This window comes from Priestia sp. YIM B13490 (genome assembly GCF_042787735.1).
Lineage (GTDB): Bacteria > Bacillota > Bacilli > Bacillales > Bacillaceae_H > Priestia > Priestia megaterium.
In genome coordinates this window covers 133,475-154,865 of the sequence record NZ_JBHZOT010000003.1, presented here as the reverse complement: position 1 = coordinate 154,865, position 21,391 = coordinate 133,475, and the positions used below count along the sequence as shown (strand labels likewise).

Sequence of the window (21,391 nt, the reverse complement as noted above, 5' to 3'; positions counted from 1 at the left end):
CAGTATCAGTTTATGCGGGAAGCAGTTAAGTTGTGCAACATGGAGAGCTGCTGTTATTTCAGCACCCAGTGGCTGATAGCCTTCGCTACTCCGTTATTGACATTTGTATCTGTCACCCAGTCCGCTGCTTCTTTTACAGCTTCCTGAGCATTTCCCATGGCGATTCCACACCCTGCCGCTTCAATCATAGCCATATCATTTAAGCTGTCTCCCATGGCAATGACTTCATCCATTGAAATGCCCAAACGTTCACATACGGTCATGATCCCTTTTGCTTTGTTAATACCAAGTGCATTAATTTCTAGATTCGTTAAACTAGAGTTGCTAATTTCAAAATCTGAAATGCCTGCTATTTGTTTCAGCACTTCTTCTCGTAAAACATCATCTGGAATATCGTAGCCAAACTTCAGCCATTCCTGTGAGGCAATATCTTCTGGAAATTCGTCTCTCCATACTTTATCCGTAGTCACCGCCCAAAAGTTAAGCTTATGCTCTTGCGTTAAATTCCACATCTTCTCGATATAAGCAGCATCAATTAACTTTCGTTCTACAAGCTCTCCAGATTCATCCCAAATTTCACTTCCGTTTACTGTAATAAGGTAAGAAGATAGCTGAAGAGACTGCGCATATTCACGGCATGTTAAAAGAGATCGCCCTGTGCTTAGCACCACATGAACACCTTGTTCTTGAGCTTTAGCAATGGCCTCACGATTTTCTTTAGAAATTTCTTGCTGATTGTTCAGCAGCGTTCCATCCATATCTAGTGCAATCAGTTTAAATTCTTTTTTTTCATTTGTTTGCATCTTTCTCTCTCCTTCTCTTCAATAGTAGGTACGACATTACGCTGAGCATTTGACTTATACTATGTAACTCTTATTATAACTGTAGCACAGGAGCATTTCGCTCTGCATCAGATAAGCGTTAAAATGGTCAATTATTCTACGGGGAATAATTGAAGGAAAACAAAATAGCTTTGCCGTAATTTACATATAACGCTTTTCATTTTTAGTTATTTCAACTAGAATTTTGGTAAAAGGATGTGAATGTTATGAATACTATTATTTCACCAGCTGACTTACATACTGCATTACAGCACCCCCAACACTCCATTGTGTTGCTTGACTGCCGATTTACCCTTGGAAATTCTGAGGCAGGCGCAAATACTTATCAAAATGAGCACCTCCCGCATGCTCATTACTTGGATTTAGAAAAAGATTTGTCTTCTGCAGCTGCTTCTCGCGGAGGCAGACACCCGCTGCCTGACGTTCAAAAACTAGCTCAAAAGCTCGGCAGCTTAGGAATTAATGCTGATTCAAAAGTCGTCGTTTATGATGAACAAAACGGAATGATGGCTTCAAGAGCATGGTGGCTACTGCGATATATAGGAATTGAAGACGTAAAAATTTTAAATGGAGGTTTTAATAACTGGAAGCAATCGGGATATGAAACAACGAAGAACGTCCCAGAAGCTTCTCCTCAAACGTTTGTACCTTTCGTTCAACAAGATTGGGGACTTGCAGGAGTTGAATACGTAAAAGAGAATCTTCATAACCCTAATGTTGTTCTTATCGACTCTCGTGAAAAAAGGAGATATCTCGGCTTAGAAGAACCCATTGATTTTGTAGCAGGACATATCCCAGGCGCCATTCATTCTTTCTGGCAAGATGTGTTAACTTCAGAAGGTTTATGGAAAACAGATAAAGAGTGGAAGGAAATGTTTTCAGCTATTGATTCTCACGCTGAAATCATTGTATACTGCGGATCGGGTGTATCTGCTTGTCCGAACGTTTTAGCTTTAAAATCAGCAGGTTTTCCAAATGTAAAATTATATGCCGGCAGCTGGAGCGATTGGATTAGCTATCGTGACAATCCAATCGAGAAAAGCAGATAGACAAAGAAGGCTCAGTCTCACCAAAAGTATAGAGGCTGAACCTTCTCTTTTTGTATTCTTCTTATTAGCCGCATGTTATTTACCGAGCCTTAACATAAAATCATGAAGCCGCTCTAAGGTAAGCAGATTTTGATTACATGCTTCGCTATCGTGACAAATATAATTTCCTCGTTGTGTAAATGTCCCTTGAACAGTTCCTTTGATTTCAGCAGTGAACATACCGACTTCCTCGTAGCTGTGGCAAAGCGTGCATATTCCTTTCTGATTGATAGGTTTAAATGTTCCTTGAATACCTTTTAACTTCTGGGTATACGGCTCCTGCGCTACGATAAACTTTCTGTTTGAGCCTTTATCGATCCAGCTAACATAGGAAATGCTCGTTAGATCCATGCTATCAGCAGAAGGGACTTTTAACTTTTTCACTTTTGGAAACAGCTTTTTCACGCCAGCTTCTGTAAAAGATTTAAATGGAATCACGTAAGGCTTTATCGTTTCTAAAAACACCTCTGCTTGCTCCTTATTTCTAACCTCAGCAACTGACAGCAGTAATTCTTCCTGTTCCTCGCTAAGAACATCAAACACATTTAATACTTTTTCTTTTGCAAGAGCTTTTAAAGCCTGCAGCACATCAGAATTGTTTACTGTTCCATGCCCATTGATAAGAATTTGCGTTTGGCTTTTGATAAAATTATATTGATCATTTCTTATAAACGCTTCCACGTTCTTCACTCCTTCTTCATTTAATTAGCTACTTTTTACTTTACCGTACGGATTCCTTTTATGAAATGTAAAAAATAAATCAGAAATAAACTATACCTAAAAAAGCGCAGGCATTCAGTTGCCAGCGCTTGATTTCTACCGTTGCTTTTTATATACAATTTTTTTGATGGTTTCGGTTGATAAAAAGTATTCACGGGCTAGTTCCTCAATTGAAGTTCCTTTTTCAAACAAATTCTTAATCCGTTCGTTTCGCTCGTCAATCAACTTTCTTCCACCAGAGCAAGTTCCCCATTTTCTTTTTGCCTTCTGCGGCTTTGGAATATAAATGGTTTCTCCTTGAATGTATTTTTGAATTTCACTAATCAGCTCTTCAGGTAAAATATTTGTTGCTTTTACATACGTCATTTCTGCCAGCTCCTTATGTGGTTTTGCTTATACAATAAGGGGCAAAGCCGTATATATTAGAAATGAGATATGCGCGGTTAGGCGATGTCTATTACTAAACCGTCCACCCCATGCAAAGTATCGCCTTTCTAATATCAGGCTTTGCATGAGACGCTGCAGTATCCGGTAAACATCTTTTATTTACCATTTATTACACCTCCACTTTACATCAGCTGTAAACCAAGCTTGTATAAAATTACAATTATTGGCTCAGATTTTATTATAAGCTATCTATAATCTTGCACACAATACCTTCTTATTTATAAAACTGACCCCATAAATAAAACGAACTTGCAGGGAGCTCGTTGTTCTCCCTGCAAGTTCGTTTTATTTTTGTTATGAACGCTTCTGCTTTTTGTTAGCTGAACTGCTTTGAACACCTTGTTCAGAAGTGGTCGTCCCTTGTCCTTCTACATTTGGTGAACCTAGCTCTGATTTTGAGCGGTCTTTTTTAATTTTACTCATGTCACTCACCTCCAGTTTGTAGTGTACCCTTTGTACAGCTACATATAAGGAGAGGTGTGCTGTTTTTATTGTTTCTTGAGCATAAATAGCCATAGAAACGTTAAGGCTTGCTTTAATTCATTTGGAAGCTGTCCAATCAGCTTATCTGTAACATTTCGCTTATATACACCTTCGCCATCGATTACTTCCCATCCATTTTCTTTTGCAAGCTGTTCAAACTCCCACGGCATCATCGTATTGCAAATAACGTCTTCACCATATAGTCTTTGAAAACTATTAGTACGAGGCTGAGCAGTTGGTCCAAGAATACCTATAGATGCATATCCTCCTGTTTTTACAACTCGGTGCAATTCCTTCAGAGCTAATCGCGGGTGCTCCGTCCATTCCAGGGCGTTGATTACCATAACCCCTTCTACTGATTCAGAAGACAGCGGGAGCTTCATAATATCAGCTTGAGCGAACGACAAATTTTCACTTTTATGCAGTTGGGATGCTTTTTGAATCATTTCTTCTGATAAATCAAGACCGATTGCTTTATATCCAGAAGCGGCTAGAAGAGACGTCCCAAACCCATCACCGCAGCCGACGTCTGCCACTATACCACCTGATTTAAGATGTTTTTGAATAAATGGAATAACTGTTTTCCGACTTCCGTTTTTCCACATTTCTTCACTTCGGCTATTCCAAAATGATACTTTTTGGTTCCACTCGTCTTGAGCTTGGTCATGCCAATTAAATGTTGTCATTTTTTATCCCCTTTGTACTCTTTTCTTTACCTTATCACTTTTTGCAATGAATAAAAACGACTTTTTCAGCAACCATATAGATGTAAAGGAAGGTGTTTATTTGTATGAAAGAACGTTTCGTTGCGGTACGTAAAAATGCAGAGGGTGACCTGCTAGAATTTCAAACGGCTTCAGGAGCTGTTTTAACCTATGAAGAAGCGTTAAAGAAAGTAGAAGCCGGAGACGTTGAGCATGTGAGTACCTTTGTAGGGAAAGACGGCGGTACGTATATTCGCAGTATTCCTGACCATGACAAAACAAATAATCTCGATGCATTGCCATCATTTTAAAGGAGAATGAAGATGACAAAAAAGAATAATAAAGGAAGCGCTAATCAAAGTAACCCAAAAACGCAGCACCATCTTGTTGAAATGGGTGAAGAAATTTCAAGCGGGGATAATTCAAAGGGAAACAAACGCAACAAAGATCAGTCAAGTAAAACACAATAAAAAAAGCCGTGCTTCTTAGCACGGCTTTTTTTATTAATGTTGGCTTGGAAGACCTAATGTTGAAAAATCTCCTGTTGCTACGCTTGTTCCAACTGAAGCAACACCTGCTACTAATGTAAACGCTAATGCCATACCGACTAATACTTTTTTCATAATTATTTCCTCCTCTTTCTTTGATTTGACTCTAGTGTATCACAGGATAAAAGTAGATGAATTCCTTTCTATCAGCATTTATCCCCTTAAAATCATGGATTTCCTCCATTTTGATAGAAATTTCTCAAAAATTATAATGATAGGAATATTTTAAACAAATAGAGCTTCAAGTTCTTTTTCTACTAGCTTGACGAATCGCTCATTTCGTTGCAGGGTGAAAATGGTCATAGACTTTTCCATATATTCTTTACCTTGTTCAATTTTACCTAATTTGATTAAGCTCTCTCCTGCTTGGTAATGAAGTTCTCCAAATAAATACATTGATTCATTACTAATGCACAAATCGATTCCTCGGTTGCTATATATTAATGATTCATCATAGTTACTCATATCTCCAAGCGTTTTGGCAAGTGCATTTAAAATTCTAATTTTTATATTTTCGTCTTTTGTTTGGGGCAGCTCATTTAAGCTTTTGAGTGCTGTTTGATATGTATCTAGAGCCTGTTCATACTCTTTCTCTTCATAAAGAATAATTCCAATGCTATTTAAAATTTCAATTTCTCTTTCTTTATAAAACGTTGCCGATTGCTTAGTAAGCTCGATCGCTTGGTACATTTTAGACAGCGCATCTTCTTTGTTATGATGAATGTAATACACGCAAATACCTTCGTGCCACATTAAAAATTGCTTGTTCAGCGGATTTTGAAACAGCGGACTTTCTTTTTCTTTTACAATGATATTATGAATAGCATCATAATCTCTCTGACGAATATATTGACGAATTAACGATTGAACCGCATCTACGTAATCAAGTCGAGGTGATTCGACACTATCAAAAAAGTAGTTAACATCTACGCCAAGGCGCTTAGAAATTTTATAGAGGGTAATGCTTGATGGATATTCTTCACCGTTTTCAATTTTGCTGATTTGCGCTTGTGTACAAATGTCTCTTGATAATTCTTGTTGTGTCAACCCTGCCATTTTGCGAAGGTCTCTCATAACACTCCCAATTCTATACTCTCTCATCTCTTTTCTCACCCTTACTTTCACATAATATATTCTCTCTATAAACATATAGTGATTTTATTTAGATAGTCAACTGTAAACACGTTAAAAATTTATACAATGTTTCGAAATTGACCATTCCCTATAATAGCAAATTAATCTATAAGAGTAAAATAGTGTATGATTTCTCTTCTCTAAAAAATCCTGTAAAAAAATAATATTGAGACATAACGAAATCAATCCAGTCTACAGACGAACAAATAGGATGAATAAGCTAATATAGATCACTTGTTACACCGCTAAAAGCACCTGCATATATGAAACTTATGTTCACTATAACAGCAAAAAATCCGAACGATAAATCGTTCGGATCTTCTTCAACTAACATATTTTTGTTCCATTCTCATTCACATTTTTATTTATAAACAGGATATCCAACAAATTTAAAGTCTTTGCCGATTGACGTCACAGAAAGACGCTCCACGTCCACTGCGTCCCACATTTTCTCTATGCCTTTTCCTTCTAGGAAAGTAGGAGCTTCTTTTCCTCCTGAAAGCTTTGGAGCCATATACAGCACCAATTTATCAATTAAACGATTTTCCACGAATGCGGCATTCACTTCGCCCCCTCCTTCAATTAAAAGAGACGACACAAATTTCTCACCTAGTATAGAAAGCATATCTTCAAGATTTACTTTGTCCTCACCGCTTGTAACAAATACTTCGACGCCTTGCTTTTCGAGCTGTTCTTTTTTTTCTTTTGAATAGCCCTGACTTGTAAATATCCACGTTGGAGCTAAAGAATCCGTTGCTAGCTTAGATTCAAGCGGCATGCGCAGCTTTGAATCCATCACAATACGAATTGGACTGCGGCCGCCTTCAATACGAGTTGTCAGCTCAGGGTTGTCCTTAATGACCGTATTCACCCCTACTAAGATACCCGCTGTTTCATGACGCAGCTGATGTACATCCAAACGGGCTTCCTCAGACGTAATCCACTTGCTGTGAGAAGAAGCAGTTGCTATTTTACCGTCTAACGTAATCGCTGACTTTAATGAAACAAACGGCTTCTTCGTTACAATATACTTATTGAAGACCTCATTCATTTGACGTGACTCTTCTTCACATACACCTGTTATAACTTCAATGCCTGCGTTTTCTAAAATTTCGACTCCATTACCTGCTACTAAAGGATTCGGGTCTAAAGTTGCTATGACCACTTTTTTTACACCGGCTTCAACTAGCGCTTCAGCACAAGGACCTGTACGCCCGTGGTGTGAACAAGGCTCTAGCGTTACGTAAGCAGTCGCTCCTTTTGCTTGTTCGCCAGCCATTCGCAGCGCGTGAATTTCAGCGTGCGGTTCGCCAGCTTTTAAATGCGTACCAATTCCAACGATTCGATTATCGTTTACAATGACCGATCCTACAAGCGGATTTGGCTCTGTTTGTCCTTTTGTTGATTTTGCGTTTTGTAAAGCTATATTCATATAAAATTCGTGATTGATCAAAGAAGAACCTCCTCTTTTAAATGTCCTGAACGTTTAACTTTAGTATCCAAATACTTTTCATTAAACTGCGATACATCTCCCCAAAGTGGAACGCGCCCTGATAAAAGTGCGCCGTTTTTCTCAAGCGCGATTAGCTTTTTTGGATTATTGGTAATCAGCGTAACCGGTTTTTGGCGCAGCACTTTTAACACGCTGATGGCATCACTATAGCTGCGAGTATCATCTTCAAATCCTAACCCTTCATTCGCTTCTACCGTATCAAATCCGTTTTCTTGAAGAACGTATGCCATTGCTTTGCTGAATAGGCCAATGCCGCGTCCTTCATGATTTGCTAAATAAAATAGCGCTCCGCTCCCATTTTCGACGATCATTTTCATTGATTGTTTTAATTGAAAACCGCAGTCGCAGCGTTTGCTTCCGAATATATCTCCCGTATGGCAGATACTGTGCATACGAATGAGTGCCTCATGCGATTCTTGAAAATCTCCGTACACAAGAACACTAGATTGCTGCATGTCAGCTAAATTAGCTCCTTGCATTTTTTCAATAAGCTCTTCCGTACTTAAAGATCCTTCTTTTACATTATCAGAACGCAACCATGAATACCAACTAAATACTTGTGTCTCGCCATCCAGATTCACAGGGAGCGTAATAGGTCCTACTATATAAATAAAATGGTCTTCATTTTTTACTACGTTAATTTTATCTTTTAAAATTGAAACAACTTTTTGGTTAATCACAGTCATTTCCTCCTCTTATGTGTCTTTCACTTATCTACTATTTTCACATTGTGCTCAATCTCTCACATGAACAACTGTTTTTTTTAGCACTTCACTACATTTATCTTTTTTAATTGATGTATCAGCTTACTAAAAGTAAGTAACTTTACTTGCTTAAAGTATTATATGACGATACATTTATCTTGTAAAGCTTTTATGCTCTTTTTGTTACTTTTAGTAATTAACTTTTATAATTATATAAATTATATAATCAAAATATAAATACGTAAAGTAATTTATAATCTTTAAGTAATTAAATTACATAACACTAGATAAAATGCTGACTTTGTTTTATAATATAGGAAGAGAATGGAGGTAATAACATGGACGGTTTAGCACTCTGCCCACGTTTTGAAAAGGCTGTTACTATACTAACGAAACGTTGGACGAGTTTGATCATTTTTCAGCTGCTTTCCGGCTCACAGCGGTTTTCTCAAATGCAAGAAGCACTTCCAGTAAGCGGAAGGCTCTTATCCGAGCGCTTAAAAGAATTAGAACATGAAGGAATCGTCATTCGTACGGTTATTCCGGAAACTCCTGTTCGAATCGAGTATTCATTATCCGACAAAGGATTAGCACTAGCGCCGGTAATTCAGGAAATTCAGACATGGTCCAGTGAGTGGATTACAAAAGAAGAAGTAGAATAAAAGAAATCTCTAAAGAAATCAGGAGGCTTCTATATCGATATGCTCACAGCCGTTTTCGTTTTCTTTAGAGCTCCATAAATAAAAAAGGCATGCTCCCCTTGAGCACGCCTTTTTTTATTTATGTTATTTTCCTAATGATTCATTTTGAGAAATAATGCGCTGTTTCTGACTTTTTCGACCGTGCAATACAAGGTATACTGCTATAGCTAAAAGAGCAACAACAGAACAGAATACATACATTCCTTTATATCCGGCTGCTGTGGATAAAATGCCTAATAAAAAGGACCCTAAACCCATTCCAGAGTCAAAAAACACAAAAAACGTAGCTGTGGCGACACCTCGGCGATGAGGAGAAGCTTTTTTTACAGCAATGGATTGAAAACTTGATGTAATCGTTCCAAAGCCTAATCCAATAAATGCTCCAGCTAATAAAAACACCCAGCTTGTTGTCGCTTGGCTAAGTAAAAAGATACCGATAGCTAAAGATAAAATGGACGGATATACCACGCTGTTTTCTCCGTATTGATCAAACCATTTTCCAGTAAAAGGTCTAGAAGCTAATAAGCACACCGCGTATACAACAAAGAAAAAGCTTGAAGCTTGCGTAAAGCCCATTTCTTTTGCATAAATAGACACAAACGAAATAACACTTGCATATGAAAAAGCTACCACAAGGCCAGCAACAGAAATAGGCAGCGAACGGTATTCAAAAAACGCCGCAAGACCTTTAGCTGGCTGTATTTCATTTGTTGCAGAGGAAGCTTGCACCTCAGGTACACGAAGTACTAGACTGGATAATACTGCTAAAACAGAAGATACAACCGCAACGGTAAAAACCGCTGTATGACTTAAAGTATTTGTTAACGTTAAGCCTACAAACGGACCTACTACCATTGCTAAGTTCATAAACGTCGCATAGTACCCCATCCCTTCGCCTTTTCTCTGTTCTGGGATTACATTTGCAACAATTGCTCCTGTAGCAGTTGTGCTCATTCCAAAACCAATACCATGAAGCACACGCAGCAACAGCAGCGCAGATAATGAGTGAATATTCATATATAAAATAGAACCAATTAAAAAGATAAAGACACCTATTAATAGTACTTTCTTTTGTCCTAATGTTGTCATCCACTTACCGGCTAGCGGTCTGAACACAATACCGGACACTAAAAAGATTGTCACAATTAGCCCTAAGCTTTGTTTACTTGCATGAAGTTCATCTGTTGCAAACAGCGGCAATGTGACAGTTAACATATAAAAAATGACAAAAACAAAAAAGCTGGTCAATGAGACCGCTAAAAAATCTTTTGTCCATAATTTCGATTTCTGCATGATTTTCCTCCTTTTATTTGTTTATTCGTATCTATTTATTAAAACAAACTAAATCACAGTCTAGAAATAATATGTATACGAATTATCTCAACTCAAACTATTATAGGGTTCATATATGTAAGTGTCAACATGTATTTATCGATTTTGATTTCCGTCCAAGGCTTCGCTTTTCGCGGGAATCTTCGCCTTGCCCTCCAACCAACTGCTAGAAAGACCTACACACATGAAACCTACGTTTACCACAAAAAAAACAAACCATGAATCCAACACTTTGATCAATGGTTCGTTTTTCACTTCGTCTAATATTCTTTTGTCCTAGCCTCTTTTAGAACCTTCACTTCTTTAAATGAGAAATAATTTGATCCGTTACTTCACTAGTAGTTGCGCTGCCTCCAACATCTGGTGTAATGATGCCCGATTCTGTCACTTGCTCGATAACCTCTAATAAATGACTGCCTAATTCTTGTTCACCAAAATGATCCAACATCATTTTAGCCGTCCAAATCTGTCCGATTGGGTTTGCAATTCCTTTTCCGACAATATCAGGAGCAGACCCGTGTACCGGTTCAAACATCGAAGGATATTTTCCGTTCACATTAATATTTGCAGCGGGAGCAACGCCAATACTTCCCATAATAGCAGCTCCGATATCTGTTAAAATATCTCCAAATAAATTGCTTGCCACAATTACATCAAAACGACTTGGATTTGTAACGAAAAAAGCCGCCAGCGCATCGATGTGCTGTGAGTCTGTTTCAATATGAGAATAACTCTTGGCAACATCTTGAAACACTTCGTCCCAAAACGGCATGGAATGAACAATTCCATTTGACTTCGTTGCGCTTGTAACTTTTGCTTTTCTTTTAGAAGCTAATTCAAAGGCGTAGCGCATTGCTCGTTCTGTTCCTTTTCGAGAAAAAACCGCATTTTGAATAGAAATTTGATCTTCTCCTTGATAAATCCGGCCTCCTACTTCACTGTATTCTCCTTCACTATTTTCACGAACAACAATTAAATCAAAATCTTTTGGGTTCGTTAGTGGAGATGCGATGCCTTTTAACCTCTTGGCTGGACGAATATTAATTACCTGCTGAAATTCTCGACGAATCTTAATGAGCAGACCCCATAGAGACACGTGATCTGGCACAAGATTTAAATTTCCTACAGCCCCTAAAAAAATTCCGTCAAAGTGTTGAAGCTGCTTTAGCCCATCTTCCGGCATCATCTGTCCGTATTTCAAATAATAATCACAGCTCCAAGAAAATTCTGTAAATTCAAATTTTAATCCCCCGTGAAGATCTGCAATCGTATGAAGGACCCTAACCGCCTCCGGCACAACTTCTTTTCCTACTCCATCTCCTGGTATGTTCGCTATTTTTAACGTTTTCATCAAAAATCCCCCTGCGTCTTTTATGTAAAAAACCTATCGGTCGACCGTCGACTGATATTATCTATTTGATTATACGTAAAAAGAACGCTTTCATCAAGAAAATTCTGAATATATTCATTTTCTTCGAAAATTCAAAATTATTATGACTCTTATGAACAAGCGTATTATAATTAGGAAATAAATGATTATAAATAAACGAGGTATATCAATGAACAATTTTGATTTACATAAGCCGTTACCATACTATCTTCAATTTTATGAAAAAATTAAGCAAATGATTGTGAACGGTGAATATAAACCGGGCCAGCGAATCAATGAAACCCAGCTAGCTAAAGCATTTGGGGTTAGCCGCTCTCCCATAAGAGAAGCAATGCGTTTATTAGAAAAAGACGGCCTTTTAGTTGCAGATCAAAAAACAGGCTTTATTGTTTATTCCCTGTCTCCTGAAGACGTAGAAGAAATTTATCAAATTCGTACGGCTTTAGAGTCTTTAGCCATTGAGCTGTGTATTACTCGCGCTTCTGATGAAGAGCTTCTTTTCATTGAGCAGCTGTTAGATAGAACCGCTGAGGAAATAAAGCAAGGAGCCGAGGATTCTCGACTTATTGAGCTAAATGAACATTTTCATCAGCTGATTCTTCAATACAGTCATAATAAACATTTAAAAAAACAGCTCGATAGCGTAAATGTATTGATTTATTTTTGTCGGGTGCTTAATTTTAAAGGTAAAGGACGCGCTGCTGAGATTTTAGATGAGCATCAGCAAGTGTTCACCTTTATGAAAAAACGCAGTTTAAAAGCTGTTGAACATATGCAAAAACATTTACATCATGATCTTGTTCATTTACAAAAACGATTAAACACCAAAAGCGATTGAGACATAACTAAACTCATTCAATCCAAAGACGAACAAATGAGATACATAAATAAAAAGATCCGAACGATGAATTGAGAGCCTCCATCAAGAATCTCAATTCATCGTTCGGATCTTTCTTCAACGAAAAAAATTTTGTCCTAGCCTCTTTTTTTAAATAGGCAAAAACACTCCAGGTGCTTCCCCATGTTCATCGTCATCGAGCCACCACTTAAAGCCTTCTTGTGCAACTAATTTTTGTGCTTTTTCAGGACCTTGTGAGCCGGATGGATATTCATAAAGCGGCAGCATATCAGCTTCAAATGCATCTAATACGGGCTGCACCCATTGCCAAGATAGCTCTACTTCTTTCCAATGAGCAAAAAATGTGGAGTCCCCGATTAATGCGTCGTAAATAATTCGTTCATATGCTTCCGGTACATTTCCTTCTTCTCTTGAAAACGTAATACGAACCGGCTCAATAACACCATTTTTTAATGGATTTTTGCTGTTAAGCTGCAAAGCGACGTTTTCGCTTGGACTAATTTCAATAATAAATAAGTTTGGTGCTACTTTGTCATAAGGAGTTTCATACAGACCTTTTAAAGAATCTTTAAATTCTACGACGATACGAGTTGATTTTTCTTTCATTCGTTTGCCCGTTCGAATATAAAAAGGAACGCCTTTCCAAAATGGATTATCGATCCATAAACGTGCTGCCACAAACGTATCATTTTTAGAGTCTGCTTCTACGCCAGGCTCTTCTTTGTATCCTCTAACAGATTTGTGATCGATTTCTCCGCTTCCGTATTGCCCTCGTACAACATCCCGAGCTACTTCTTCCGCTTGAATTTTCCTCAGTGACTCCATTACTTTTTGCTTTTCTTCTAAAATGTTTTCTGAGCAAATTCGTTTTGGAAGATGCATAGCTGTCATCATGAGAACCTGCAGCATATGATTTTGAATCATGTCGCGTATGGCCCCCGTATGATCATAATACCCTGCACGATTTTCAACACCGACTGTTTCACTTGCCGTAATTTGGACATTTGCAATGTGTTTGTTATTCCACAGCGATTGCAGCACGGGGTTCGTAAATTCAAGCGCTTCTAAATTTTGCACCATCGGTTTCCCTAAATAATGATCAATTCGATAAATTTCTTCTTCTTTAAACGTACTGCTTAGCTTTTCATTAAGCTCTCTTGCTGAAACAAGATCATGTCCAAACGGCTTTTCAATCATAAGACGCTTCCAGCCGCTGGTTTGATCCAAGCCGCTTTTTTTTATATGCAGAGCAATTACATCGAAGTATTCGGGTGCTACGGACAAATAAAACAAACGATTTCCTTTACTTCCATAAGTTGTTTCTTGCTCATTCACAAGTTTCAGCAGCTGTTCGTAATCTTCTATTTTGCTTGCGTCTACTGCTTGATAATGAAACAGGGACAAAAAATCTTCTTCGTTACTTTCCATTTTCCGTCTCGAAAAATCGTTTATAGATTGCTTTACGCGCTCTTTAAAATCCTCATGAGACATCTGCTCGTACCCCGATCCAATAATAGAAATAGTATCAGGGAGCTTTTTGTCTGTAAATAAATTATAAAGAGCAGGAAAGATTTTTCTTTTTGCTAAATCACCCGTTGCGCCAAATAAAACAAAAGTTAAGGACTCCACTTTTTTTCCTCCCGTCAGGTTGTATGTATGATGGATTTTCTCTTCTCCTAGCTTACCTCTGTTTATTTGGGAATATCCTTTTTTCATCAAAAAGGACGCTCACAAGTGTGAGCGTCCTCAGTTATTTACATTAAAATGTTTGTCATTCCCCACAGCAGTAAAAAGCTCAGCAGAATCGTCATATTTGACACGGTGCCGACAAATTTTTGATCGTATTTGAATTCTACTGCGTAAGGTAAAACTGACCCCGCTACTGGTAGAATGAAACAAACTAAAATTGTATAACGAAACATATCTTCAAATGGAAGTAAGAAAAACAGCGCAATCCCTACGCCAAGTCCAATCACGTAGCGGATGCTTAAAAACATGATAATTTTTTTCAAATAGCTTTTTTGGAATGAAAAATTTAAGTATACGCCTAAAAGCAAAAGAGAAAGCGGCATATTCGCTTTCGAGATAATGCCTGAAACGTCTAATACGTATGATGGTAAATGAATGCCTATAATCGCAAGAAGACAAATGATTACATAGGTAAGAAGCGGCATTGATTTTAATACTTTATATAAAATCTTTTTAAATTCAATGTCAATATCATCCCCAGAGTAGTAGCTGCCAATCACATAGCATAAAACAAAAATAACAAAGGCATTTCCGACATCAAACATACCAAAGTATTTAAGTCCTTCTTTTCCCCAGATACCTTCTACTAGTGGATAAGCAAACATTCCAATATTAAATCCTGGAATCATCATCGTCAGCATGCCTTTCACTTTTCGCTCATCTTTTCGAAAAACAAAAACCCCTACAGCAGCTAACAGCAAGCCATAGACAATCCCAATAACTAATAGTAAGATAAGCGATCCATCAATTTTAATACTGCTGAATGTGACAATAATCAAGCAAGGCATTGTAATATTAAAAATAATTCTGGCTAAAGCTTCCCCGTCTTTTTGCTGAAGGAGGTTTGTTCGTTTTAGTATGTATCCTAATAGAATGATTGTAACGGAATACAAAAACTGACTGTTAAAGCTGCTCATAGACCTACTCCCTTGCCCTCTTTTATACTTATTTAATCGATTGTTTTACCCTGTCTTTTTTAATCCTTGTTTCATTATAATATAAGCAGCCTAAAAAGAAACTAGAGAATTGGATGCAGTTTACCTGTTTGTTAGACAAAAACAGCTTAGAAACAAATGAAAAAACTTTCCTCCAAACTAATTTTAAAACAGGACATTTTTCTTTTTTATGGAATTTACTTAAAAGGTATGAGTATTTTTATGAGGAGGAAGAAATGTGAAAAGAAAAATGATAGCGCTTACTTTTTCTGCTGCTCTTTGTTTTTCAGCTTCAGGATCTCTTGCTGAAGCTTCTACCAACACAGATGTAATCCCAAATGCTGATCAGTCAGCAGAAACCTATTTTGACGGAGCGAACGGAAATTGGCTCACCACTAAAAACCCCGCTCAATATCAGCAGGCTACGCTCTATGGCAATATTGGGCTTACTCCTTATAACTGGGGGAAACCTGAAGATGGATCGGGCTGGTATCGAATCAATCAGCCCGCTGCGGTCAAAGGAACCCAAGTAAATGGCATTTTTGAAGACGCTCAGTTCGTCATCCGTGTTCCTGATAACTGGAACGGAAAACTTGTAGTAGCCGGCATTCCTGCCACGCGCAACGAAACGTCCACCGATTTATTATTCAGCGATTACGTTCTTAAAAAAGGCTATGCGTTTGCAGCCACCGATAAAGGAACACAAGGAGAAAGTGATCCTAACGATCCTTTTGCTAAAGTAAAAAATGCACTCGCTAACGATGACGACAGCGTAGCAGAATGGAATATGCGCTATCGTCAGCTGACAAAAGCTGCCCAGCAATACTTGACTACTCATTATTCAGACAAGCTAATCAACCCGTCCAATCAAAAAAATCCTGCAAGCGATTTGATTCGAAACGATCATAAAGTACCAACGTATGCAATTGGCATTTCAAACGGTGGATACGTCGTCAGATACGCACTTGAACACGATGATCCAAAACAAACAAAAGAGCCTCGTTTATTTGATGGAGGCGTCGATTGGGAAGGCGTATTATGGAGTGCAAAAGCGCCAAATTTAATTAGCTCACTAACACCTGTTGTCAACAACGCAGAAGAAGCGCTGTACGGAACGGGAAAAGAACAGAAAAAAGCCATGAAACAAATGTACAAAGCAGGTCTTCCGAAAGGATCAGAAAAATTGTGGAATTATCATGATCAAGTGTACTGGGCGGTCACATTAAACATTTACCGTGATCACTTTGATCCAACTGCTCCAGGAAGAACAAACTGGCACAACTATTTAAACTTTACTTCAGCAGGTCTACGTGATCGCTCATGGGATTATATCTTTGAAAATTATCGCTATCAAACCCGTCCAAAAAGCGTAAAAGAAAATGTAGCAAAAGTAGAAAATACGGGCGATATCGATGTACCTCTTATCAGTATGGCTGGCTCTCTCGATTCACTTATCTTCCCGTCTATTCACGCGGAAGGCTATGAAAAACTCGTTAAAAAAGCTGGCAAGGCAAACCTTCATCGTCTCTATACCGTTAAAAACGGAAATCACGTTGACAGCTTAGTATGGAATAAACAAACGGATCCAAATCAAGAGCTTCAGCCTCTGCTTCCATATGCTCATCAATCTTTTGATTTGTTAGTAGACTGGGTGGAAAATAAAAAAGCAGCGCCTGCAAGCAAAGATATTAAAGCACCTCAAAATAACCTTAAAGTAATCGACATAAAATCTGGGCAAGAAGTAGATCCTCGCTGAGGTTGAGACATAACTAAATGAATCCAACCTAAAGACAAATCAATGAGATACATGAGCTGGACTGCTTATTACACCGCAGTTGATTTCCGTGCAAGGCTTCGCTTTCCGCAGGAGTCTTCGGCTTGCCCTCCAATCAACTGCTAGAAGGAACGAAACAGATAATACTATGTTCACAATCACAAAAAAACGAACCACTAATCAGACATGTTGATTAATGGTTCGTTTTTCACTTGGGCTAAAATACTTTTCTCTCAGCCTTAGTCTTCATAATAATCAAGATACAGATGACCTGCTGAGTCTGCTTGGCCTAAAAATACCTTATCGACTGCAGCATCTTTCTTTTTGAGCTGTTCTTTAACCCACGCTACGCTATATCCTAGCTCATGAACCGCTTCTTTCATTATATTTCCGTCCATGATAATCGTTTGAGGTAATCGTGTCGCCTCTCCTTTTATTAATAAATCTTCTCTCGTAACGTTTTGCTTTTCTTTTTTTAACAGCACGCTTAATTCCCCGTTGGTTTCGAGCATAGCAAAAGCTACGTCTTCCACGTAAAAGATGTCTTTTTTCCGAAGCTGCTCCATGAGCTCATCCACTGTATATTTTTCTTTTTTTACATTTCCCTCAAGAATTTTTCCTTCTTTAATGAGGATCGTTGTCGTCCCTTCCACCGCTTTTCGAAAGCTTATACTTTTTAACGATACGTTTGATACAAAAATAAGAAAGGATGCCCACACTAAAATCGCGACTCCCCCGTGACTTGCCTGTAAATCTACATCCATTGAAATTGTTCCTGCAATATCTCCAATTGTAATGCCAACGATATATTCAAAAAAAGAAAGTTTGGATAACTGTTTTTTCCCCAACAGCTTTGTAATAAAAAACAAGCCAAGTAAAATCAGCACTGAACGAAGTACCACTTCCATCCAATGATTCAACGCATGCACCTTCTTTACTAAAATTGATGTATCCTTTATCTTGTACTTATTTTTATGTATGAACACGTTTTTTTACCTTCCATTATTTACATCAACTTCACGACGGGTTAGAGTAGAAAGAAGTCGGAAAGAAATGGGGAACTTATCATGAACGATGAAATGTTAATGGTATTTAACGATCAACAGGAGCGCATAGGAACAGCGTCTCGCAAAGAAGTTCACGAAAAAGGCTATTGGCACGAAGCATTTCACTGCTGGTTTGTCAGCCGCGAAAATGATACAGACTATATTTATTTTCAAATTCGCAGCGAACAAAAACAAGATTATCCGGGTGCGCTCGATATTACAGCTGCCGGACATTTGCTTCATACAGAAACCGCTGTGGACGGTGTAAGAGAAATTCACGAAGAGCTCGGCGTAAATATTTTGTTTGATGAATTGCTTCCTTTAGATGTATTTAAATATGAAGTATCTCAGCCGCACTATATTGACAAAGAATTCGCACATATATTTTTATATTACAGCTCTCATCCGCTCACTGCTTTTACGTTGCAGCAAGAAGAAGTATCAGGGCTTGTAAAAGCGCCGTTTTCTCACTTTTGCGAACTGTGGCTTGGAAATCAAACAGAACTGATCATTGAAGGGATAACAAATAAAAAAGAGCCCATTCACCGTACAGCACACAAAAGTGAATTTGCTCCTCATCCCAAAGCTTACTATGAAACAATTATTTCATTCATTAGCCAGCAGCTGCATTCAGCAGAAAAAGCTTAAAATCCTAAGCTTTTTCTGCTGAAAAAATCATATATGTTGCACTGCCAAGCGCAACAAGCTTGCCGCTGCTGTCTTCAATTTTCACTTCTCCAACAGCAAGCGTTTTGCCGCGATGAGACAGTGTGGATTTAGCAACTAAATAATCACCTATACCCGGCCTTGTGTAATTTACTTTTAATTCAACTGTACTGGCACTTTCTTCCTCAGAAAGAGAAGACCGCACAGCTGAACCAACTGCCGCGTCAATAAGCGTGGCAATAACGCCTCCATGAACCGTTCCTCTTCCCTGCAGAAGCTGCGGCTGAATCGTGATTTTTAACTCCGCATATCCTTTTTCAAGCAGCGTTTCTTCAATGCCAATATAATCCCAAAACGGAATCATCCCTTTACTCATTCGTTTCATCAATCTCATCCTTTAGATAAATAAGCTATGTAAGAACTTCTAGAAAAGCTGGAGAAATCCTGTTTCTTCGCATGTAAAAAGCGCCTGCTCTTTAGCAAACGCTTTTTATCCCTCTATTTTTCAAATAAAAACTGCACTTTATTTTCTTTCCATTCTAACTTGGCATTAAAGGTTTTATCGCCTTTTTTAAAGCCTTCAATCAAATCTGTCTGTCCTTCACTTAACAGTTTTTTTAAATTAGCTTGGGTGACTGTTTTACCTAAAATCTTTTTCGATACGGTAAACGTGCATTTGGTTTTTGCATAGTTTGAGCATCCGTAAAATGAACCTTTATCGACTACTTTTCCGTCGCAAAGCTTACACGAACCAAACGATTTAGAAGAGAAGCTTTTACCTTTACCTTTTCCTTTTCGCTGAATGGATTCAGTGTCGTATCCGCTGAAGTTCCACTTACTTTCTGCTTCGACAGCGTCTTCGATAATTTTAGCTGACAGCTTTTTTGTTTGTTCCATAAAAGCAGCGGCCGATGCTGCTCCTTCTCCAATTTCAGCTAAACGCTGCTCCCACTTAGCCGTCATTTCTGGTGAAGCTAAAATTTTATCGCCAATCGCGTCAATCAATACCTTTCCTTTATCAGTCGCAAACACTTGGTTTTTTTTCACATCAATATATTTACGGTCTTTAAGCATTGTAATGATTCCCGCACGCGTAGCTTCAGTCCCTAACCCTTCTGACTTTGCTAAAATTTTCTCCAGCTCATCATTATCCAAATGCTTACCCGCTGTCTTCATCAGCGTAATCAACTGACCTTCCGTGTAGCGTTTTGGAGGCTGTGTTTTACCTTCTTTTACGTCTACTTTAACAACTTTTCCTTCTTCCCCTTCTTGGACATTCGGAAGAATAACGTCGTCGTCTTTCTCGTTTTGAAAAATTACTTTGCGCCAGCCTTCTTGAATTTGCTGCTTTCCTTTTGAAATAAAAGCTGCTCGCTTTTCCACGAGTGTCGTAATCGTTGTATAGTCGAAAATCGCTTTTTCATAGTGTGCCGCAATTAGACGCCTTACGACTAGGTCGTAAATTTTCTGTTCGTCTCCTGACAGTTTGCTGGGGTCCTTCACTTGTTCCGTTGGAATAATCGCATAGTGATCGCTCACTTTTTTTGCATTTACATAGCGTTTATTTCCCAGGACTGAAGAGTAAGGAAGCGGAAATAAATGTTCGTATTCAGAAAAAGCACTCAGTTTTTCTAAAATCTCAGGAAACGTTTCCGCTTCTCCTTCTGTTACATAGTTTGAGTCTGATCTTGGATAAGAAACAATTCCTTTCTGATACAGCCCTTGCAGCACATCAAGCGTCTTTTTAGGAGAAAACTTAAACGCTTTATTGGCGGTTGCTTGAAGTGATGATAGGTTAAATAATAAAGGCGGCTGGAACTCTTTTCGCTCCGTTACGAGTTCATGAACTTCCGCGTCTTTTCCTTCGCAAAACTGAGCAATTTTATAGGCCATTTCTTTTTCTTTAAGACGCGATTCTCCGTCTTGATGCCATTTGCCTTCATACTTCTTTCCTTCAATATCAAACTTAGCAAGCACTTCCCAAAAAGGCTCTGATTTAAAGTTATCAATTTCTTTTTCACGTTTCACGATCAAAGCAAGAGTTGGCGTCTGCACGCGCCCTGCCGAAAAAACATCTGACATACCATGCTTTTTTAACAAAATGCTATACACCCGTGAAGCATTCATCCCAACGACCCAATCCGCACATGCTCTTGTATATGCTTCATAATAAAGGTTACGCGTATCGCTTTCGTCTTTTAACTGTTGAAACCCATCATAAATGGCCTTTGGCGTTAAAGAAGAAATCCACAATCGCTTCATCGGCTTATGCACACCTGAAAGCTGAATGATATTACGAACAATCAATTCTCCTTCACGCCCCGCATCTCCCGCATGAATAATTTCTGTGACCGTCGGCTTTTTAAGCAGTTTTTTTACCACTTGAAACTGCTTAGCTTTTGAGCGCGTCACTTCATATTGAAAGCGGTCTGGAATCATCGGCAGCGTGTCAATTGACCACTTTTTCCACTCCGGCTTATAATCTTCCGGACTTACAAGCTGACATAAATGCCCCACTGCCCACGTCACATACGCTCCGTCTGTAAACACTTCATTCGGTGGAATCTCTAAATAGCCGTCGTGACGCTTCGGCTTAAACTGTGAAGCTAGAGTCGATCCTTGATCCGGCTTTTCTGCAATAATTAACTTCATGTATTTAATCACCTTACATTTCAAATTTCCATGTGAAACTTAGTCAGTTTTATTATTTTATCATAGAAAGAGCTGTTGGAGTATGAATGAGGAGAAAAGTAGTT

At 38.4% G+C, this 21,391-nt stretch carries 22 protein-coding genes; 7 read left to right on the top strand and 15 right to left on the bottom strand.

Translation table 11 applies throughout. From position 1 onward, the window contains the following. Window positions 1-53: 53 nt before the first annotated feature. Window positions 54-803 (bottom strand): Cof-type HAD-IIB family hydrolase, encoded by a 750-nt coding sequence (locus ACFX4R_RS10640; protein WP_043982008.1) that lies wholly within the window; start codon window positions 801-803, stop codon window positions 54-56. A 245-nt stretch (window positions 804-1,048) separates the two neighbouring features. Between ACFX4R_RS10640 and ACFX4R_RS10635 the strand changes: the two genes are divergently transcribed. Beyond that, a complete protein-coding gene (locus ACFX4R_RS10635; protein WP_377569538.1) occupies window positions 1,049-1,891 on the top strand; it encodes a sulfurtransferase in 843 nt (280 codons plus the stop codon). A gap of 75 nt (window positions 1,892-1,966) precedes the next feature. Here ACFX4R_RS10635 and ACFX4R_RS10630 read toward each other — a convergent pair whose 3' ends face one another. The 4 genes from ACFX4R_RS10630 to ACFX4R_RS10615 form a co-directional block, all read right to left on the bottom strand. After that, window positions 1,967-2,611, bottom strand: coding sequence for a FusB/FusC family EF-G-binding protein (locus ACFX4R_RS10630; protein WP_377569536.1), 645 nt, complete (start codon window positions 2,609-2,611; stop codon window positions 1,967-1,969). A 135-nt stretch (window positions 2,612-2,746) separates the two neighbouring features. Continuing rightward, window positions 2,747-3,016 carry a CD3324 family protein gene (locus tag ACFX4R_RS10625; RefSeq protein WP_025752015.1) on the bottom strand — a complete coding sequence of 90 codons (270 nt, stop codon included), beginning with the start codon at window positions 3,014-3,016 and terminating at the stop codon, window positions 2,747-2,749. Window positions 3,017-3,391: 375 nt separating this feature from the next. Continuing rightward, window positions 3,392-3,520 (bottom strand): YuzL family protein, encoded by a 129-nt coding sequence (locus ACFX4R_RS10620; protein WP_013056674.1) that lies wholly within the window; start codon window positions 3,518-3,520, stop codon window positions 3,392-3,394. A 65-nt stretch (window positions 3,521-3,585) separates the two neighbouring features. Then, window positions 3,586-4,266: a class I SAM-dependent methyltransferase gene (locus ACFX4R_RS10615; protein ID WP_377569533.1), complete on the bottom strand. Its 681-nt coding sequence runs from the start codon at window positions 4,264-4,266 to the stop codon at window positions 3,586-3,588. A gap of 104 nt (window positions 4,267-4,370) precedes the next feature. Between ACFX4R_RS10615 and ACFX4R_RS10610 the strand changes: the two genes are divergently transcribed. Together ACFX4R_RS10610 and ACFX4R_RS10605 are read left to right on the top strand one after the other, a co-directional pair. Further along, window positions 4,371-4,595, top strand: coding sequence for a DUF3892 domain-containing protein (locus ACFX4R_RS10610; RefSeq protein WP_043981998.1), 225 nt, complete (start codon window positions 4,371-4,373; stop codon window positions 4,593-4,595). 12 nt (window positions 4,596-4,607) lie between these two features. Continuing rightward, window positions 4,608-4,754 (top strand): hypothetical protein, encoded by a 147-nt coding sequence (locus ACFX4R_RS10605; protein WP_013056671.1) that lies wholly within the window; start codon window positions 4,608-4,610, stop codon window positions 4,752-4,754. Between the two features lie 303 nt (window positions 4,755-5,057). On the opposite strand, the gene ACFX4R_RS10600 is transcribed toward ACFX4R_RS10605, so the two are convergent. The 3 genes from ACFX4R_RS10600 to ACFX4R_RS10590 all read right to left on the bottom strand — a co-directional run bounded on the left by ACFX4R_RS10600 (window position 5,058) and on the right by ACFX4R_RS10590 (window position 8,165). Further along, window positions 5,058-5,933: a helix-turn-helix domain-containing protein gene (locus ACFX4R_RS10600; RefSeq protein WP_014460489.1), complete on the bottom strand. Its 876-nt coding sequence runs from the start codon at window positions 5,931-5,933 to the stop codon at window positions 5,058-5,060. Window positions 5,934-6,327: 394 nt separating this feature from the next. Beyond that, window positions 6,328-7,419 (bottom strand): bifunctional diaminohydroxyphosphoribosylaminopyrimidine deaminase/5-amino-6-(5-phosphoribosylamino)uracil reductase RibD, encoded by a 1,092-nt coding sequence (gene ribD / locus ACFX4R_RS10595; protein WP_237074828.1) that lies wholly within the window; start codon window positions 7,417-7,419, stop codon window positions 6,328-6,330. Further along, a complete protein-coding gene (locus tag ACFX4R_RS10590) occupies window positions 7,416-8,165 on the bottom strand; it encodes a GTP cyclohydrolase II (protein ID WP_170943785.1) in 750 nt (249 codons plus the stop codon). Before ACFX4R_RS10590 ends, ribD begins: the two co-directional genes overlap by 4 nt. A gap of 356 nt (window positions 8,166-8,521) precedes the next feature. On the opposite strand from ACFX4R_RS10590, the gene ACFX4R_RS10585 reads away from it, so the two are divergent. Beyond that, on the top strand, window positions 8,522-8,845 hold the full coding sequence (locus ACFX4R_RS10585) for a winged helix-turn-helix transcriptional regulator (protein WP_014460492.1): 324 nt from the start codon (window positions 8,522-8,524) through the stop codon (window positions 8,843-8,845). A gap of 123 nt (window positions 8,846-8,968) precedes the next feature. On the opposite strand, the gene ACFX4R_RS10580 is transcribed toward ACFX4R_RS10585, so the two are convergent. Together ACFX4R_RS10580 and ACFX4R_RS10575 are read right to left on the bottom strand one after the other, a co-directional pair. Continuing rightward, on the bottom strand, window positions 8,969-10,177 hold the full coding sequence (locus tag ACFX4R_RS10580; RefSeq protein WP_162214085.1) for an MFS transporter: 1,209 nt from the start codon (window positions 10,175-10,177) through the stop codon (window positions 8,969-8,971). Between the two features lie 334 nt (window positions 10,178-10,511). Then, a complete protein-coding gene (locus ACFX4R_RS10575; RefSeq protein ID WP_280559497.1) occupies window positions 10,512-11,567 on the bottom strand; it encodes a tartrate dehydrogenase in 1,056 nt (351 codons plus the stop codon). Window positions 11,568-11,775: 208 nt separating this feature from the next. On the opposite strand from ACFX4R_RS10575, the gene ACFX4R_RS10570 reads away from it, so the two are divergent. Further along, complete coding sequence (locus ACFX4R_RS10570; protein WP_043981990.1) at window positions 11,776-12,444, top strand: GntR family transcriptional regulator; 669 nt, start codon at window positions 11,776-11,778, stop codon at window positions 12,442-12,444. Window positions 12,445-12,594: 150 nt separating this feature from the next. Here ACFX4R_RS10570 and zwf read toward each other — a convergent pair whose 3' ends face one another. Continuing rightward, window positions 12,595-14,094 (bottom strand): glucose-6-phosphate dehydrogenase, encoded by a 1,500-nt coding sequence (zwf, locus tag ACFX4R_RS10565; protein WP_162214084.1) that lies wholly within the window; start codon window positions 14,092-14,094, stop codon window positions 12,595-12,597. 125 nt (window positions 14,095-14,219) lie between these two features. Next, entirely contained in the window at window positions 14,220-15,131 is a 912-nt protein-coding gene (locus tag ACFX4R_RS10560; protein ID WP_043981988.1) for an AEC family transporter, read from the bottom strand. 256 nt (window positions 15,132-15,387) lie between these two features. Here ACFX4R_RS10560 and ACFX4R_RS10555 point away from each other — a divergent pair, with 256 nt between their 5' ends. Then, window positions 15,388-16,905, top strand: a complete 1,518-nt coding sequence (locus ACFX4R_RS10555) for an alpha/beta hydrolase (RefSeq protein WP_377569530.1) — start codon at window positions 15,388-15,390, stop codon at window positions 16,903-16,905. A gap of 257 nt (window positions 16,906-17,162) precedes the next feature. On the opposite strand, the gene ACFX4R_RS10550 is transcribed toward ACFX4R_RS10555, so the two are convergent. Continuing rightward, window positions 17,163-17,852, bottom strand: a complete 690-nt coding sequence (locus tag ACFX4R_RS10550; protein WP_230184772.1) for a DUF421 domain-containing protein — start codon at window positions 17,850-17,852, stop codon at window positions 17,163-17,165. Window positions 17,853-17,987: 135 nt separating this feature from the next. Between ACFX4R_RS10550 and ACFX4R_RS10545 the strand changes: the two genes are divergently transcribed. Next, a complete protein-coding gene (locus tag ACFX4R_RS10545) occupies window positions 17,988-18,617 on the top strand; it encodes an NUDIX hydrolase (protein ID WP_377569832.1) in 630 nt (209 codons plus the stop codon). Between the two features lie 4 nt (window positions 18,618-18,621). Here the strand turns inward: ACFX4R_RS10545 and ACFX4R_RS10540 are convergent, their stop codons facing one another. Beyond that, the gene (locus tag ACFX4R_RS10540) at window positions 18,622-19,020 is read right to left on the bottom strand and encodes a PaaI family thioesterase (protein WP_043981982.1); all 399 of its coding nucleotides are present in this window, start codon (window positions 19,018-19,020) and stop codon (window positions 18,622-18,624) included. Between the two features lie 113 nt (window positions 19,021-19,133). Beyond that, window positions 19,134-21,287, bottom strand: a complete 2,154-nt coding sequence (locus ACFX4R_RS10535) for a DNA topoisomerase III (RefSeq protein ID WP_043981980.1) — start codon at window positions 21,285-21,287, stop codon at window positions 19,134-19,136. Window positions 21,288-21,391 lie beyond the last annotated feature (104 nt).

Excerpts from the sequence above, each read along its gene's own strand:
- ACFX4R_RS10580 (WP_162214085.1), bottom strand. The coding sequence starts at position 10,177 with ATGCAGAAATCGAAATTATGGACAAAAGATTTTTTAGCGGTCTCATTG.
- ACFX4R_RS10575 (WP_280559497.1), bottom strand. The coding sequence starts at position 11,567 with ATGAAAACGTTAAAAATAGCGAACATACCAGGAGATGGAGTAGGAAAA.
- ACFX4R_RS10605 (WP_013056671.1), top strand. The coding sequence starts at position 4,608 with ATGACAAAAAAGAATAATAAAGGAAGCGCTAATCAAAGTAACCCAAAA.
- ACFX4R_RS10615 (WP_377569533.1), bottom strand. The coding sequence starts at position 4,266 with ATGACAACATTTAATTGGCATGACCAAGCTCAAGACGAGTGGAACCAA.
- ACFX4R_RS10570 (WP_043981990.1), top strand. The coding sequence starts at position 11,776 with ATGAACAATTTTGATTTACATAAGCCGTTACCATACTATCTTCAATTT.
- ACFX4R_RS10590 (WP_170943785.1), bottom strand. The coding sequence starts at position 8,165 with ATGACTGTGATTAACCAAAAAGTTGTTTCAATTTTAAAAGATAAAATT.
- ACFX4R_RS10535 (WP_043981980.1), bottom strand. The coding sequence starts at position 21,287 with ATGAAGTTAATTATTGCAGAAAAGCCGGATCAAGGATCGACTCTAGCT.
- ACFX4R_RS10620 (WP_013056674.1), bottom strand. The coding sequence starts at position 3,520 with ATGAGTAAAATTAAAAAAGACCGCTCAAAATCAGAGCTAGGTTCACCA.
- ACFX4R_RS10540 (WP_043981982.1), bottom strand. The coding sequence starts at position 19,020 with ATGAAACGAATGAGTAAAGGGATGATTCCGTTTTGGGATTATATTGGC.
- ACFX4R_RS10600 (WP_014460489.1), bottom strand. The coding sequence starts at position 5,933 with ATGAGAGAGTATAGAATTGGGAGTGTTATGAGAGACCTTCGCAAAATG.
- ACFX4R_RS10610 (WP_043981998.1), top strand. The coding sequence starts at position 4,371 with ATGAAAGAACGTTTCGTTGCGGTACGTAAAAATGCAGAGGGTGACCTG.
- ACFX4R_RS10640 (WP_043982008.1), bottom strand. The coding sequence starts at position 803 with ATGCAAACAAATGAAAAAAAAGAATTTAAACTGATTGCACTAGATATG.
- ACFX4R_RS10625 (WP_025752015.1), bottom strand. The coding sequence starts at position 3,016 with ATGACGTATGTAAAAGCAACAAATATTTTACCTGAAGAGCTGATTAGT.
- ACFX4R_RS10585 (WP_014460492.1), top strand. The coding sequence starts at position 8,522 with ATGGACGGTTTAGCACTCTGCCCACGTTTTGAAAAGGCTGTTACTATA.
- ACFX4R_RS10635 (WP_377569538.1), top strand. The coding sequence starts at position 1,049 with ATGAATACTATTATTTCACCAGCTGACTTACATACTGCATTACAGCAC.
- ACFX4R_RS10560 (WP_043981988.1), bottom strand. The coding sequence starts at position 15,131 with ATGAGCAGCTTTAACAGTCAGTTTTTGTATTCCGTTACAATCATTCTA.